This window comes from Pseudolactococcus plantarum (assembly GCF_002441715.1).
GTDB classification, from domain to species: Bacteria; Bacillota; Bacilli; order Lactobacillales; family Streptococcaceae; genus Pseudolactococcus; species Pseudolactococcus plantarum.
In genome coordinates, this window is record NZ_JXJX01000001.1 from 78,900 (window position 1) to 93,715 (window position 14,816).

General features: G+C 37.1%; 13 protein-coding genes and 1 pseudogene. All 14 read left to right on the forward strand.

Annotation, left to right across the window (positions count from 1 at the left end; all coding sequences use genetic code 11):
• The first annotated feature begins 245 nt into the window (after nucleotides 1-245).
• The 14 genes and pseudogenes from RU87_RS00370 (at nucleotide 246) to RU87_RS00435 (ending at nucleotide 14,736) form a co-directional block, all read left to right on the forward strand.
• Complete coding sequence (locus tag RU87_RS00370) at nucleotides 246-2,456, forward strand: RelA/SpoT family protein (protein WP_068159868.1); 2,211 nt, start codon at nucleotides 246-248, stop codon at nucleotides 2,454-2,456.
• 49 nt (nucleotides 2,457-2,505) lie between these two features.
• A complete protein-coding gene (dtd, locus tag RU87_RS00375) occupies nucleotides 2,506-2,961 on the forward strand; it encodes a D-aminoacyl-tRNA deacylase (RefSeq protein WP_068159864.1) in 456 nt (151 codons plus the stop codon).
• 163 nt (nucleotides 2,962-3,124) lie between these two features.
• Nucleotides 3,125-4,308 (forward strand): annotated as a pseudogene (locus RU87_RS00380) (ABC transporter substrate-binding protein).
• A 72-nt stretch (nucleotides 4,309-4,380) separates the two neighbouring features.
• Nucleotides 4,381-5,553 carry an ABC transporter substrate-binding protein gene (locus RU87_RS00385; protein WP_068159858.1) on the forward strand — a complete coding sequence of 391 codons (1,173 nt, stop codon included), beginning with the start codon at nucleotides 4,381-4,383 and terminating at the stop codon, nucleotides 5,551-5,553.
• A 277-nt stretch (nucleotides 5,554-5,830) separates the two neighbouring features.
• Nucleotides 5,831-7,009, forward strand: coding sequence for an ABC transporter substrate-binding protein (locus tag RU87_RS00390; protein WP_068159854.1), 1,179 nt, complete (start codon nucleotides 5,831-5,833; stop codon nucleotides 7,007-7,009).
• 319 nt (nucleotides 7,010-7,328) lie between these two features.
• Nucleotides 7,329-8,210, forward strand: a complete 882-nt coding sequence (locus RU87_RS00395; protein WP_068159851.1) for a branched-chain amino acid ABC transporter permease — start codon at nucleotides 7,329-7,331, stop codon at nucleotides 8,208-8,210.
• Between the two features lie 4 nt (nucleotides 8,211-8,214).
• Nucleotides 8,215-9,174 carry a branched-chain amino acid ABC transporter permease gene (locus RU87_RS00400; protein WP_068159847.1) on the forward strand — a complete coding sequence of 320 codons (960 nt, stop codon included), beginning with the start codon at nucleotides 8,215-8,217 and terminating at the stop codon, nucleotides 9,172-9,174.
• Entirely contained in the window at nucleotides 9,174-9,938 is a 765-nt protein-coding gene (locus RU87_RS00405; RefSeq protein WP_068159845.1) for an ABC transporter ATP-binding protein, read from the forward strand. The genes RU87_RS00400 and RU87_RS00405 overlap by 1 nt, the downstream gene beginning before the upstream one ends.
• Complete coding sequence (locus tag RU87_RS00410; RefSeq protein WP_068159842.1) at nucleotides 9,938-10,648, forward strand: ABC transporter ATP-binding protein; 711 nt, start codon at nucleotides 9,938-9,940, stop codon at nucleotides 10,646-10,648. The genes RU87_RS00405 and RU87_RS00410 overlap by 1 nt, the downstream gene beginning before the upstream one ends.
• 96 nt (nucleotides 10,649-10,744) lie before the next feature.
• Nucleotides 10,745-11,404, forward strand: a complete 660-nt coding sequence (locus RU87_RS00415) for a CBS and ACT domain-containing protein (protein WP_068159840.1) — start codon at nucleotides 10,745-10,747, stop codon at nucleotides 11,402-11,404.
• Nucleotides 11,405-11,505: 101 nt separating this feature from the next.
• Nucleotides 11,506-12,243: a lysophospholipid acyltransferase family protein gene (locus RU87_RS00420; protein ID WP_068159837.1), complete on the forward strand. Its 738-nt coding sequence runs from the start codon at nucleotides 11,506-11,508 to the stop codon at nucleotides 12,241-12,243.
• A 93-nt stretch (nucleotides 12,244-12,336) separates the two neighbouring features.
• Nucleotides 12,337-12,693, forward strand: a complete 357-nt coding sequence (locus RU87_RS00425; protein WP_068159834.1) for a GntR family transcriptional regulator — start codon at nucleotides 12,337-12,339, stop codon at nucleotides 12,691-12,693.
• A complete protein-coding gene (locus tag RU87_RS00430) occupies nucleotides 12,677-13,513 on the forward strand; it encodes an ATP-binding cassette domain-containing protein (RefSeq protein WP_068159830.1) in 837 nt (278 codons plus the stop codon). The genes RU87_RS00425 and RU87_RS00430 overlap by 17 nt, the downstream gene beginning before the upstream one ends.
• A complete protein-coding gene (locus RU87_RS00435) occupies nucleotides 13,510-14,736 on the forward strand; it encodes a hypothetical protein (RefSeq protein ID WP_068159827.1) in 1,227 nt (408 codons plus the stop codon). The genes RU87_RS00430 and RU87_RS00435 overlap by 4 nt, the downstream gene beginning before the upstream one ends.
• The last annotated feature ends 80 nt before the right edge of the window (nucleotides 14,737-14,816 follow it).

Here is a 14,816-nt window from a genome sequence, read left to right on the forward strand (position 1 = left end):
TTATAAATTCAATTGTTAGTTACAAACTTCAGCAACAATCCTTTTATGTATGAGATAAAAATGTGCTAAAGATAATTTATATATTAAAATACGCTAACTGTTTTGCGATGAAATGATTCGATTATTTTTAAAAAATGGAAACAGATTTTGTTGTGGAGCTGTGTTATAATAGGACTAATTATCATCATTTTTAGGAAAGGATTGTCTTTTGAAGGCGGTAGACTAAAAGACAAATAGTAAAAGATATGGCAAGCGAACCAAATCTCACAGGAGCAGAAGTTGTCGCTCTAGCAGAAACTTATATGGGAGAACGAGATATTGTTCTGGTGAAAAAAGCATTAAAGTATGCTACCAATGCTCATAAAGAACAATACCGACAATCAGGTGAACCTTATATCATCCATCCGATTCAAGTTGCGGGGATTTTAGCGAATCTAAAGCTCGATGCGATTACAGTGTCTTGTGGCTTTCTTCATGATGTGGTTGAGGATACCGAAAGTACACTAGATGATCTAGAAGCTGAGTTTGGTCTTGATGTTCGTGTTATCGTAGATGGCGTGACAAAACTTGGTAAAGTTGAATATAAATCACACGAAGAACAGTTAGCCGAAAATCATCGAAAAATGTTGATGGCCATGTCAAAAGACATGCGGGTTATTTTAGTTAAACTAGCTGACCGCTTGCATAATATGCGCACGCTCAAACATCTTCGTTCAGACAAGCAAAAACGTATCTCTAGAGAAACGATGGCGATTTATGCGCCACTAGCACATCGCCTGGGTATTTCTCGCATCAAATGGGAATTAGAGGATTTATCTTTTCGTTATCTAGATGAAATCGAATTTTACCGTATCCGAGGGTTGATGAAGGAGAAACGTGCTGATCGTGAAAAATTAGTTGACGCGGTAACCTCAGAGCTTAAAACTTATATCGAAAAAGTAGGGGTTGTTGGTGAGATTTACGGTCGCCCCAAACATATCTATAGCATTTACCGTAAAATGCATGATAAAAAGAAACGCTTTGATGAGCTATATGATTTGATTGCTGTTCGCTGTATTTTGGATACAACGAGTGATGTTTATACGACTTTAGGATACATCCATGACCTTTGGAAACCGATGCCGGGCCGTTTTAAGGACTACATCGCAAATCCAAAGGCGAATGGTTATCAGTCTGTTCACACGACTGTTTATGGACCGAAAGGTCCGATGGAGTTTCAAATTCGCACGCGTGAAATGCATGAGATTGCCGAATATGGGGTTGCAGCGCATTGGGCCTATAAAGCAGGTAGACAAGATCAAGTCTCTGCCAATGAAATTTCACAGAATTTGAATTGGATTCATGAACTCGTTGAACTCCAAGATGAGTCAAATGATGCACAAGATTTTGTGAAAGCAGTTCAAGAAGATATTTTATCTGAAAAGATTTATGTATTTACCCCAACCGGTGCTGTACAAGAGTTACCATCAGGATCAGGTCCTATAGATTTTGCCTATGCAATTCATACTCAGGTTGGAGATAAGGCAGTAGGTGCCAAAATCAATGGGCGTATGACAGCACTAACGCAGGTTTTAAAAACCGGTGATGTTGTTGAAATTGTGACCAATAAAACATCATTTGGTCCTAGTCGTGATTGGATTAAACTCGTTAAAACAAATAAAGCACGTAACAAAATTAAGCAATTCTTTAAAAACCAAGATAAAGAATTGTCGATTAATAAAGGTCGAGAGTTATTACAGGATTATTTATTAGAAAATGGGTTTGTGCCTAATCAATATCTGGATAAAAAACATCTAGCATCAGTATGTGATCGCTTGAATTTCAGAGATTCAGACGCTTTGTTTGCCTCTATCGGATTTGGCGAAACTGGTGTTATAACTGTTTTTAATAAGTTGACCGAAGACGAACGCCGTGAAATTGAGCGTGAAAAAGCACGCAAAGAAGCTGAAGAGCTGATGAATGGTGAGGTCAAGACCACTGGTGAAATCATGAAAATTCGCCATGATGGTGGGGTAAATGTAGCGGGTATTGATAGTCTACTTGTTCGGATGAGTAAATGCTGTAATCCTGTACCAGGTGATGATATTATTGGTTACATTACTAAAGGTCGTGGGGTTTCTATTCATCGAACGGATTGTCAAAATGTGAAGAGTCAAGAAGATTACGAGAATCGTTTGATCGCTGTTGAGTGGGAAGAACAGGGCGGCAGTAAAGACTACGTTGCTAATATCGATATTTTTGGTTTCAATCGGACTGGTATCGCCAATGATGTCATGCAAGTCTTATCTAATACGACTAAAAAATTGATTTCAATCAATGCACAACCAACAAAAGATTTGAAAATGGCAAACATACACGTACAACTCAGTATTAAGAATTTGTCAGAGTTGACAACTGTTGTCGATAAAATCAAAATGGTACCTGATGTATATAGTGTGAAACGAACAAATGGTTAAACTATTTGATTAAGCGATTATATCAATGAAAAGGGGGAAATGACCACATATGAAACTTGTGATTCAACGTGTTAAGCAGGCTAGTTGCAGGGTTGATGACCGCATTATTTCTGAAATTCAACAAGGGTTATTACTATTTGTCGGAATAGAAGATGCAGATACAGATGCAGATGTTGCCTATGCTGTTAGAAAAGTAAGTCATCTCCGTATTTTTTCAGATGATGCTGATAAAATGAACCTATCTGTTAAAGATATCGCGAATGGTGCTATCTTATCTATCTCCCAATTTACTTTATTTGCAGAAACAAAAAAAGGGAACCGGCCAAGTTTTACTAAAGCAGGGAACCCAGAACATGCAAAAGCATTATATGATAAGTTCAATCAAGCACTGCAGGCAGAAGTTCAGACTGTTACGGGTATTTTTGGTGCAGATATGAAAATAGCACTCGAAAACGATGGTCCTGTGACGTTGATCATAGATACAAGAGAGCGTGTATCTAGCTAAACATCGCTTCTTTGAGAGGTGGCAAACTCCCCAGATGCTAATTTTATTGCTATAAGTTTAACTGGCTATCAAATCGTTGACAATTATCAGATAGTTTTGTATACTATTTAAGAACTGAATTTTCAGAATATTATGTAGGCTTAGAATTAGTAGGAGAAAAAGTATGAAACTTAAAGCTTTAGGAATAATAGCAGCGACAGGCTTAGCCGTGTTGTCATTAGCAGCATGTAGTACCGCACCTGGCGGAAACTCATCAGCATCTAAAGGGACAGCAATTGGGGACAACTTCAAATTAGGGTATGACCTTGAACTTTCAGGAGCAGTAGCAGCTTATGGTAATGCTGGTAAAAAAGGTGCTGATCTAGCGGTTGATGAGATTAACAAAGCTGGCGGTATTAACGGCAAACAAATCAAAGTAATCTCAAAAGATAATAAATCTGATAACGTGGAAGCTGCGACTGTTGCTTCAAATTTGATTAATAACGATAAAGTAAATGCAATCATTGGGTCTATGACATCTGGTGCTGTTAAATCAATGACACCAAATGTTACAAAAGGTGCTGTGCCATTGGTAACACCTGGTGGTACAGATGATACCTTGACAGAGTCAAAAGGTAAAGTGAATGAGTTTATTTTCCGTTCAACTTTCCAAGATAGCTATCAAGGTAAAGTACTTGCTAACTACACAGCAGATAAACTAAATGCTAAAAAAGTTGTCTTGTACTATGATAACTCATCTGACTATGCCAAAGGTATCGCTAAATCATTTGAAAAAACGTATAAAGGTAAGATCGTTGATAAAGTAACGTTCCAATCAGGGGACAAAGACTTCCAAGAACATTATCTAAAATTAAATCTGAAGATTTTGATGCAATTGTAATGCCAGGCTACTACAATGAAGCAGGATTAATTACAAAACAAGCACGTGAATTTGGCTTAACACAACCAATTCTTGGTGGTGATGGTTTTGCCGATCCAACATTTATTTCATTAGCTGGTAATGCTGGTGCAACAAACGTTTATTATGTATCAGGTTATTCAGGACGTACACCTGCAAATGATATCACTAAGAAATTTATCGCAGGCTACAAAGCAAAATATCAATCTGAACCTTCTATGTTTGATGCCCTTTCCTATGATGCAGTTTACATGGTAAAACAAGCTGCTGAAGATACGAAAGCAAAAACTTCTGTAGATGTTAAAGATGGCCTTGCTAAGTTGAAAAACTTTACTGGCGCGACTGGTGACATTACTGTAGATAAAGAGCATAACCCAATTAAAGATGCAGTGGTTGTGAAACTTGACAATGGTAAAGAAGCATCTGAAACGGTTGTTAAACCAAACTAAATCGGCGACCGAGCTGTGACAACGTCACAAAGTCATCAGACTTTGTGACTTTTGTCCGTATTAGGAGAAAAAATGAAGAAAATTGGAATTTTAGGTGTTGTAGGATTAGGTCTTGTCCTATTGGCTGGTTGTGGCGCAGCACCTGGTGCAGATAAAGCAGCATCAGATAAAGGAAATACCATCGGTAAAACGGTTAAGATTGGTGTTAATATGGAGTTATCTGGTGCTTATGCAGCCCCAGGTAATGCTGAAAAAAATGCCATAAAACTCGCTGCTGATGAAATCAATGCCAAAGGTGGCATTGGTGGTAAAAAGATTGAGTTAGTCGTTAAAGATAACAAGACTGATAACGGCGAAGTGGCAACGGTTGCCTCTAACTTAGCAAATAACGATAAAGTTGTTGCAATGATTGGTCCGATGTCTTCAGGTGGTACGCTTGCCGCAACGCCTAATGTCACTAAATCAAAAGTACCCTTGATTACCCCAACAGGTACAAATGATAGTCTGACTTATAAAGATGGTAAGGTACAATCCTATATTTTCCGTACGATTTTTCCAGATTCATTCCAAGGTAAAGTTATCGCTAACTACACGGAGAATACCTTAAAAGCGAAAAAAGTATTGGTTTACTATGACAATTCATCGGATTATGCTCGCGGCATTTTGAAAACCTTTAAGCAAAATTATAAGGGTGATATTGTTGATACATTGAGCTACCAAGGTGGAGATAAAGATTTTCAAGCGGCTTTAACAAAAGTGAAAGACAAATCTTTTGATGCAATTGCTTTGATCGGTTACTATGCTGAGGGTGGTCTCATTACTAAACAAGCACGTGAAATGGGTATTACGCAAACAATCGTTGGTGGAGATGGTATTTCTGATCCAACTTATACAGCTTTAGCAGGTAAATCAGCAACTAATATTCACTATGTGGCAGGGTTCTCGACTAAAGCACCATTTAATGAGACAACTAAAACATTTATCTCGGCTTACCAAGCAGCTTATAAAGAAGAGCCGTCAGCATTTGCTGCATGTGCTTATGATGCAGTCTACATGATTAAACAAGCAGTGGAAAAGGAAAAAGTGACTAATTCTACAGAATTAGCAAAAGCACTAGCGGATACAAAAGGTTTAGTTGGTGCGACAGGTACAATAGATATTGATAAATATCATAACCCTGTTAAAGCGGCGGTAATGGTTCAACTTGAAGATGGCAAGGAAGTTTCAGCAAAAATTGTGAAATAAGTGCTATAAAAGTTTAAATATGGATGACGTTTCAATCGATTCATTGCTTAAAATAAGTTGACGCCAGTCGTCAACTTATTTTAGTGCAAAAGAGTTAATAATTAAGGATTAATTTTTAGGTTAACTTGTTGAATTGCTTGCGTTTGTTTGTGTGATTAAGCTAGTGTACAACATCAACTTTTCTGATAGCAGCTTGACAACTTTCAGAAAATTGATACAATGATAATTAAATTGCTGTAAACGTATCTAGCCACATATTATTATCTAGGAGAATGTAATGAATAAATCATCTAAAGTTTTTTTAAGTGTTTTGGCTGTCGCTGCAGTCTTGACACTTGCCTCTTGTGCTGCTCCGGGAGAGAGTAGAAATGCTAATGGGAACGCAATTGGCAAAACTTTTAAAATTGGCTATGATATCGAAATGACTGGTGCTGTTGCTGCTTACGGTAAAGGTAGCGAACGCGGTGCAGACATGGCAGTGGCAGAACTTAATGCTGCTGGTGGTATTAATGGTAAAAAAATAGAAGTTGTCAAAAAAGACAACAAGTCAGATAATGCTGAGTCAGCAACAGTTGCGACGAATTTGATGGCAAATGATAAGGTGAATGCAGTTGTTGGGACGAATGCGTCTTCACAAACAAAAGCAATGATACCAAATGCGAATAAATTTGCAGTGCCAATCGTTGCCCCAACGTCAACCAATAACGAATTAACTCACCAAGGAAATAAAGTCGAAAAATATGTATTTCGTGCCATCTTCCCTGACTCGTTTCAAGGGAAAGTTATTTCTAATTTTGTAACAGACAAGTTGAAAGCTGAAAATGTTGCAGTATACTACGATAATTCATCTGACTATGCAAAAGGTCTTTATCAAAATTTTAAAGACAACTACAAGGGTAAAATTTCAGAAGTTGCTACATTCCAAGCTGGAGAAAAAGATTTCCAAGCACAATTATCAAAATTATCGAAAGAAAAATTTGGTGCCTTGGTTGTTTTAGGTTACTACCAAGAAGCTGGTATTTTAGTTAAACAAGCACGCGAACTTGGCATGACCATGCCTGTCGTGGGTGGTGATGTGCTAGCAGATCCTACTTTTGCAAGTCTTGCTGGAGAAAAAGCTGCTAACAATATCTATTTTGTATCAGGATTTTCAAGTTTGAAACCTGCCAATGATAAAACAGAAGCTTTTATCAAAAATTATAAAGCTAAGTATGGTGTCGCACCATCTGCTTATGAAGCGTGCGCTTATGATGCTGTCATGATGATTAATGAAGCGGCAGTTTCTGAAAAAGCTAAAACTTCAGTTGACGTTGCAAACGGCTTAGCCAAAATTAAGAACTTTAAAGGTGTGACAGGAACGATTACGGTCAACAAATATCATGATCCTGTAAAATCAGCTTATCTTGTTAAACTTGAAAATGGTAAAGAAGTCTCTGCGGAAATTATTAATCCTTAATGAGAGTGCTTGTCTATTGATATTTAAAACGTAACCTATGATATGTTGCGTTTTTTTTATTGCCTGGTGGATATTGGCGTCAGAATTGATTAACTAGTTATGACTGTTTTCAGTTTAGATTATCTAACTTCTTGTTCAAGTGCTTATAGTCTCGTCTTAACAAACTATTTTTATGGTATAAATTTTCTTTATATCTGGTCAAAAAATATGAAAACTCGGCTTGAATTTTCTGAAAATTATGGTAAAATAGATAGAATAATTGTCTACTTTTGTTAGACAATATTATCTTATTTTAGAATATATATATTGGAGAAAAGCAATGCAGATTATTGTCAATGGCTTGATTCTCGGAAGTGTGTATGCCTTAATTGCGCTTGGCTACACTATGGTTTACGGGATTATCAAACTAATCAACTTTGCTCACGGAGACGTCTACATGATGGGCGCTTTTATGGGCTATTACTTCATTAATTCCCTACATATGAACTTTTTTATCGCTTTAGTTTTATCGATGATTGGCTGTTCAATTTTGGGTGTGGTGATCGAATTCTTGGCTTACCGACCATTACGTAAGTCAAGTAAGGTAGCAGCTTTGATTACTGCGATTGGTGTATCATTTTTACTCGAAAATGTCATGATTTACTTTGTAGGATCTGCATCACGTCAATTTCCTACTGCCATCGCTGTCAAAAAATATACGTTAGGTAGTATCACGATTACAAATGTTCAATTCATGATCTTGATAACGGCTATTATCTTGATGGTATTATTACAGTTGATCGTTAAGAAAACAAAAATGGGTAAAGCCATGCGAGCTGTATCTGTTGAAGCAGATGCTGCACGTTTAATGGGGATTAACGTTGATAGAACAATCAGCTTTACCTTTGCTTTAGGATCAGCTCTAGCTGGTGCGGCTGGTGTTTTGATCGGACTTTACTATGGCTCGATAGATCCACTTATGGGTATGGCGCCAGGTCTAAAAGCATTCGTTGCGGCAGTACTAGGTGGTATCGGTATCATCCCTGGTGCAGCACTTGGTGGTATTGTTATTGGTCTTCTTGAGACACTTGCACAATCACTCCCAGGTAAACTCTCTTGGGTAGCAGGATACAAAGATGCGGTGGTTTACGCTGTTTTAATCATCATTTTGTTGATTCGTCCTGCAGGTATTCTAGGTAAAAACTTGAAGGAGAAGGTGTAAGATAATGAAAAAAAATCTAAAACTATCCCTTATTTGGCTTGTTATTATCGCAGTTATCTATGGTATTTTAATCGGTCTGATCAGTGCGGGTGTTATTAACGAATTTGTGACGCAAATCATTACACAGATTGGGATTAACTTAATCGTCGCTGTTGGACTTAACTTGGTTATCGGTTTTACAGGTCAGTTCTCATTTGGCTCTGCAGGATTTATGGCAATCGGTGCCTACGCTTCAGCAATCGTGTCAGCTAGACTAGCACCAACATGGGGAACAATTTTCTTGTCTATGTTGATCGGTGCTGTTGTTGCAGGTATCGTCGCTGTTATTGTTGGGTATCCAACATTAAGATTAAAAGGTGATTATCTTGCGATTGCAACGTTAGGTGTGTCGGAAATCATCCGTATCTTAATTATGAATGGTGGGGACCTTACCAACGGTGCAGCTGGGTTATCAGGAATTGTTCTGTTCACTAGCTGGGGCATGACTTTCATCTTTGCAGTACTTGTGATTATTTTCGTGTTAAACTTTATCTACTCGCCATCAGGACGTGCGACCTTATCTGTACGTGAAGATGAGATCGCTTCTGAATCTATGGGTGTTAATGTGACCCGTGTTAAAGTTATTGCGTTCACACTTGGTGCGATGGTTACTGCCATAGCAGGTAGTTTGTATGCAGGATTTATCGGTACTGTAACACCGAAAGATTTCACATGGATGAAATCAGTAGATGCTTTGATCATCGTCGTACTTGGTGGTTTAGGCTCTATTACAGGAACAATTATTGCAGCAGTTATCTTAGGCTTATTAAATATGTTCCTACAAGATTTTGGTGCAATTCGTATGATCATCTATTCATTAGTTTTGATTTTAGTGATGATCTTCCGCCCAGGTGGCTTACTAGGAACATGGGAATTCAAACTCTCACGTTTCTTCAATAAAAAAGAAAATAAGGAGGCTAAATAATGGCACTTCTTGAAGTAAAAAATCTTACAAAAAACTTTGGTGGCTTAACAGCTGTTGGAGATGTTAATATCGAGTTGGGCGAATCTGAACTTGTTGGCCTTATCGGGCCAAATGGTGCTGGTAAGACAACTTTGTTCAACCTTTTGACAGGCGTTTATGAGCCATCTGAGGGAACAGTCAGCTTAGGTGGAGAGCTTTTAAATGGTTTACCAACCTATAAAATAGCTGCTGCTGGTTTGTCTCGTACGTTCCAAAATATTCGCTTATTTAAAAATTTGACGGTATTAGATAATGTCTTGATTGCAATGGGAACAAGAAAAAAATCTCGTTTCTTCTCATCAGTCCTACGTTTACCAGCTTATTATAAACAAGAAGAAGAGATGAAAAAAGAAGCACTTGAGTTGCTTGCTATTTTCGATCTTGAAGTGAAGCATGATAGCTTAGCTAAAAATCTGCCTTATGGCGAACAAAGACGTTTAGAAATTGTGCGTGCACTTGCAACTCAACCAAAAATCTTGTTTTTAGATGAGCCAGCTGCAGGGATGAACCCCCAAGAAACAGCAGAATTAACGACACTTATCAAACAAATTCAACAACAGTTCAATATCACGATTTTGTTGATTGAACATGACATGAGTTTGGTGATGAATGTTACAGAACGTATCTACGTTTTAGAGTATGGTCGTTTAATTGCCCATGGGACACCTGAGGAAATCAAGAATAATAAACGTGTTATCGAAGCATATCTAGGAGGTGAAGCATAATGGCCATGTTAGAAATAGATCATCTTGATGTCCACTATGGTGTCATCCAAGGTGTTCGTGATGTGTCTTTTGAAGTTAACGAAGGTGAAGTTGTTTCACTAATCGGTGCTAATGGTGCTGGTAAAACGTCTATCTTACGTACGATTTCTGGTTTAGTACGTCCATCAAATGGTAAAATTATTTTCGAAGGTAAAGAAATTCAAAAAACACCCGCTCAAAAAATAGTTGCTAGTGGCTTATCACAAGTGCCAGAAGGTCGTCATGTTTTTCCAGGCTTATCTGTTATGGAAAATCTTGAGATGGGTGCGTTTCTAAGAAAAAATCGTGAAGAAAATGCACAAAATTTGAAAAAAATCTTTGCACGTTTTCCACGTTTAGAAGAACGTAAGAACCAAGATGCTGCCACATTATCAGGTGGTGAGCAACAAATGCTTGCAATGGGCCGTGCTTTGATGAGTCAGCCTAAGTTGTTGTTATTGGATGAACCATCGATGGGACTTGCACCAATCTTTATTCAAGAAATCTTTGAAATCATCAAAGATATCCAAAAGCAAGGGACAACAGTGTTATTGATCGAACAAAATGCCAACATGGCTTTGTCTATCGCAGACCGAGGGTATGTCTTAGAGACAGGTAAAGTGATTTTATCTGGTACTGGTAAGGAACTACTCGCATCTGATGAGGTACGTAAAGCTTATTTAGGTGGTTAATGAGATAAAAAATCATACTATTGAGAGATAGTATGATTTTTTATGTCTAATCGTGGTAAAATAGAGATAACAATATAGGAAAGCAGGAATTCAGTTATGGCAGTAAAAGATTTTATGACTAAAAAAGTTATTTATGTATCACCAACGACAAAAATAGCTAAGGCTGCAGATATCATGAAAGAGCAAGGGATACACAGACTCCCAGTTATTGATGATGACAGGTTAGTTGGCTTAGTTACAGCAGGAACTATCGAGAAAGCAAGCCCTTCTGTTGCAACAACACTATCAGTTTATGAGATGAATTATTTGCTAAATAAGACAACAGTTGGTGAAGTGATGATTCGAGAAGTCCAAACGATCTCAAAATATGCAACACTTGAGGATGCCGTGTATCAAATGCGTCAAAAAAATATTGGTGTTTTACCTGTTGTAGATAATGGACAGATGAGTGGATTAATCACCGATAAAGATGTGTTTGGTGCCTTCTTAAAAGTTGCTGGATATGGGGAAACAGGTGTTCATCTAAGATTGTTGATGCCTGATATCGTAGGGACGCTTGCTAACGTGGTGGATCTTTTGGCCAAAAATGCGATCGATATTAGAAGCATCATTCAAATTAACACTGAAAATCAGAAAACAGCTATAGAACTTCAATTAATCGGTAAATTGAGTGCACAAGAAATCAAGAATATGTTCACGGCTGCTGGGTTTGAAGTAGATGAAGTTCATGAGACTGAAAATAAGTTGGTTAGATAAGTTAGAGAAAGTATCGAAAATTATGGTAAAATAGACTAGCTAGTCTATTTTTTGTATAAGGCGATTAGCTAGTATTAATGAAAGACAATAAAGGAACTGATATGTTTTATACTTATCTTAGAAATTTCGTAACTTTTTTACTGTGGATGTTAAATGGTAATGCGCATTATCATCATACAGATAAAATTTTGGATAAAACGGAGAACTATATTCTTGTGGCACCTCATAGAACATGGTGGGATCCTGTTTATTTAGCTTTTGCAACAAAACCTAAACAGTTTATTTTCATGGCTAAAAAAGAATTGTTTAAAAATCCTTTTTTTGGCTATTGGATTGAAAAATGTGGGGCTTTCCCGATTGACCGTGAGCATCCAGGACCTAGCACGATTAAGTATCCTACTAAAGTGTTGAAAACAACAAATCGATCTCTGATCATGTTTCCATCAGGCTCACGTCATGCTACCGATGTAAAAGGTGGCGTTGCAGTGATTGCTAAGATGGCTAAAGTAAAGATTATGCCAGCAGTCTATCAGGGTCCAATGACGTTTAAAGCTTTAGCCAAACGAGAACGTGTCGATATGAACTTTGGTAATCCGATCGATATTTCAGATATTAAAAAAATGGATGCTGAAGGATTAGCTGAAGTGGCAAGACGTATCGAATCAGAATTTGATCGATTGGATGCTGAGATAGCTGCATTAGATGTTAAACATCGTCCGATGGTCATTGGCTATTTGCCGCGGCTTATCTTACTCATTCCTGCACTAATCATTACCCTGTTAACCTTCTTATTTACCGTAGTTGCTGCACCAATTCATAAAAGACTAAAAAAATCATGATGCGTCATGGTTTTTTTTAGGTATAAAAAATAGTTGACAGTCAAAAGTGTACCATGTATAATAGTACAATAGATACAGTAAGAAAGGATAACCATGAATAAATTAGCGCTATATGAACAATTATGCTATGGCATAAAGCATGATGTCGCAGCTGGTATTTTAAAATCAGGTGATAAGTTACCTAGTGTCAGAAAGTTTGCTTTAGAAAAGAATATAAATCCTAACACAGCTGTCAAAGTTTATAAAACGTTAGAAAATGAAGGCGTTATACACTCTATTCCTAGTAAGGGTAATTTTATTAGTGATGATGCCCAAAAGTTGCAAGAGTTGCATCTTAAAGAACTAAAAGAGTCGTGTTTGACCTTAATCCGAGATATGCGAGACAATCATATGAGTAAATCGGAAATTTTGGAGATAGTAGAAAGAGGCTTTGATGACAGTAAAAGTTAAACAGTTGAGCAAAACAATTGATGGCTATGCTATCTTAGAAGATGTCAATTTTGAGATGCTGCCAGGTAGTATTATAGGTCTTGTAGGCCGTAATGGTGCTGGTAAAACAACTCTGATGCGGTTAATGTCTGGAGAGATGCAAGCAACTACCGGTGAGGTTATACTTGGTGATAATGCTCGAGAAGATGTGTTTTATTTAGATACATTGGCAAGTTGGATAAATGGCTATAATGCAACTACTGCACTAAAGATTATGAGTCATTTCTATCCTAAGTTTGATACGGCACAGTTTAAAGCCATTTTAGCTTCACAAGCGTTACCGTTAGACAAAACGATTGCTAAGTTTTCAAAGGGACAAAAGGTCCTTGTCTGTTTAGCTGCAGGTATTGCTAGTCAGGCGAACTATCTTTTATTTGATGAGCCTTTAGATGGTTTGGACATTTTTATTAAAGATTACTTTAAAAAAATGTTATTAGAGATGGTAGATAGCGGCAGAAGTGTGATGATTGCAACGCATAATTTGGCAGAGCTTGATAGTCTTGCTGATCGTATTTTCTTGATCAAACAAACACAGGTGATAGAACAAAATTATGAATCAGATATCGTTAAAATTCAATTTGTCTATGAAGGAGATACGATTCCATCAAACCTGAGTGAGGTTGCGACGATCTTAGAAAAACGAGGGCGTGTTTATGTGGCACTAATTTCAGAGACGTTAATTTCTGCTATCTTTACAGATTCGACAACCTATCGCTTTGTTGAGATTTTACCTGTTACGACCGAAGATGTGTATAGAAAGGAATTGGGTTCACTTAGATGAAAACGATAATGAAAGCTTATTTTAAATTGCGCCAAAATTGGCTGATTGCTTTATATGTCTTGATTGTACTAGCAGGTTTGGTTAGTATGATTAATGATAGTGTACAGTGGCAACGATGGTCAGCTGATGTCAACAAATGGACAAACAGTAAAGATTATCAAGCGACTAGACAGTATCTAAAAAATGATCCAAAGTCTGAGATTTATGAATCGGGCGTACATAACAAGTATATAAATATGATTCAGACCGTTACCAATCTTTCAAAAAGTCAGACTTACATTACACCAAAAAAGTTGTATCAAGCTGCACCTGAAAAATATGAAACAGTTAAAAAAAACTTATTAACCTATTATGAACCTAACCAATCAAAAGTTGATAGACCACTTATATTATCGAACACTATAAATAAACAGTTGCTCTTGGGTGGCACTAGTCCATGGCAAAATGATATAAATATTTCCTTAAATCAAGTGGCAATGATGGGTGAGAAGGTTATTTTAGTTTTAGTTGTAATCTATGGCGTGGTACTCTTGCTAGATCAAATTTGTAAATTTCCCCCTTTTATTAAGAGTAGGACTGGTCATGTTAGTCAACTCAGCCTAGCCCAATTTATTTACTGGATAGTGATTCCGTTTAGTTTGATTATCTTTATGTCTGTGCTTGCACACCTCACAAGGTTTTTATTTATACCTAGTCAGTATATATCAATCCCTTGGCAAGGTTTGCTTAAACAAGGGATACATGTTGTGTCCTTAGGATTTATACTTGTGTTAGCTATTACTTTTGTGCATGCCTTAGTAGGCAGAGTTATTTATCAGATATTAACACTCTGTCTTGGTATCCCAGCGCTAGTGATAGCGTATATCAATATGATTAGTTTATTTGAGTTACAATATCTTAATGAATTTTTGGTAAAAGTACCTTTAGTGTTTTGTCTAGTAGGTCTAGTGATGATTTTTATACCACTCATTGTGAGATTACAAAGTAACTATTCAGTTGAACAAGATTTGGCGTATATCAGGTTAGAGAAGTTGCGCTTACCTTTTTACATTTTGATTCTAGTCTGTGTTTTGATTGACTTTGTTATCACTGCAAGTTTGTATACAAGTATGCGTAGCGATATCTTGAGTGTCGTTATCTTACTTGGCTTGACAGTTGCCGTGCCAATTGTTTTTGCAAAACTCGTCTTAAATCTAGATGTTAGAAAACTCGTGATTAAATAAGTAATTAGCACTCTGTATTTAGAGTGCTAATTTTTTTGTCAAAATTGGTCAAACATGGTAAAATAGACTTAGACTAAAAA

Excerpts from the sequence above, each read along its gene's own strand:
- RU87_RS00370 (WP_068159868.1), top strand. The coding sequence starts at position 246 with ATGGCAAGCGAACCAAATCTCACAGGAGCAGAAGTTGTCGCTCTAGCA.
- RU87_RS00420 (WP_068159837.1), top strand. The coding sequence starts at position 11,506 with ATGTTTTATACTTATCTTAGAAATTTCGTAACTTTTTTACTGTGGATG.
- RU87_RS00385 (WP_068159858.1), top strand. The coding sequence starts at position 4,381 with ATGAAGAAAATTGGAATTTTAGGTGTTGTAGGATTAGGTCTTGTCCTA.
- RU87_RS00400 (WP_068159847.1), top strand. The coding sequence starts at position 8,215 with ATGAAAAAAAATCTAAAACTATCCCTTATTTGGCTTGTTATTATCGCA.
- RU87_RS00415 (WP_068159840.1), top strand. The coding sequence starts at position 10,745 with ATGGCAGTAAAAGATTTTATGACTAAAAAAGTTATTTATGTATCACCA.
- dtd (WP_068159864.1), top strand. The coding sequence starts at position 2,506 with ATGAAACTTGTGATTCAACGTGTTAAGCAGGCTAGTTGCAGGGTTGAT.
- RU87_RS00430 (WP_068159830.1), top strand. The coding sequence starts at position 12,677 with ATGACAGTAAAAGTTAAACAGTTGAGCAAAACAATTGATGGCTATGCT.
- RU87_RS00405 (WP_068159845.1), top strand. The coding sequence starts at position 9,174 with ATGGCACTTCTTGAAGTAAAAAATCTTACAAAAAACTTTGGTGGCTTA.
- RU87_RS00390 (WP_068159854.1), top strand. The coding sequence starts at position 5,831 with ATGAATAAATCATCTAAAGTTTTTTTAAGTGTTTTGGCTGTCGCTGCA.
- RU87_RS00395 (WP_068159851.1), top strand. The coding sequence starts at position 7,329 with ATGCAGATTATTGTCAATGGCTTGATTCTCGGAAGTGTGTATGCCTTA.
- RU87_RS00425 (WP_068159834.1), top strand. The coding sequence starts at position 12,337 with ATGAATAAATTAGCGCTATATGAACAATTATGCTATGGCATAAAGCAT.
- RU87_RS00435 (WP_068159827.1), top strand. The coding sequence starts at position 13,510 with ATGAAAACGATAATGAAAGCTTATTTTAAATTGCGCCAAAATTGGCTG.
- RU87_RS00410 (WP_068159842.1), top strand. The coding sequence starts at position 9,938 with ATGGCCATGTTAGAAATAGATCATCTTGATGTCCACTATGGTGTCATC.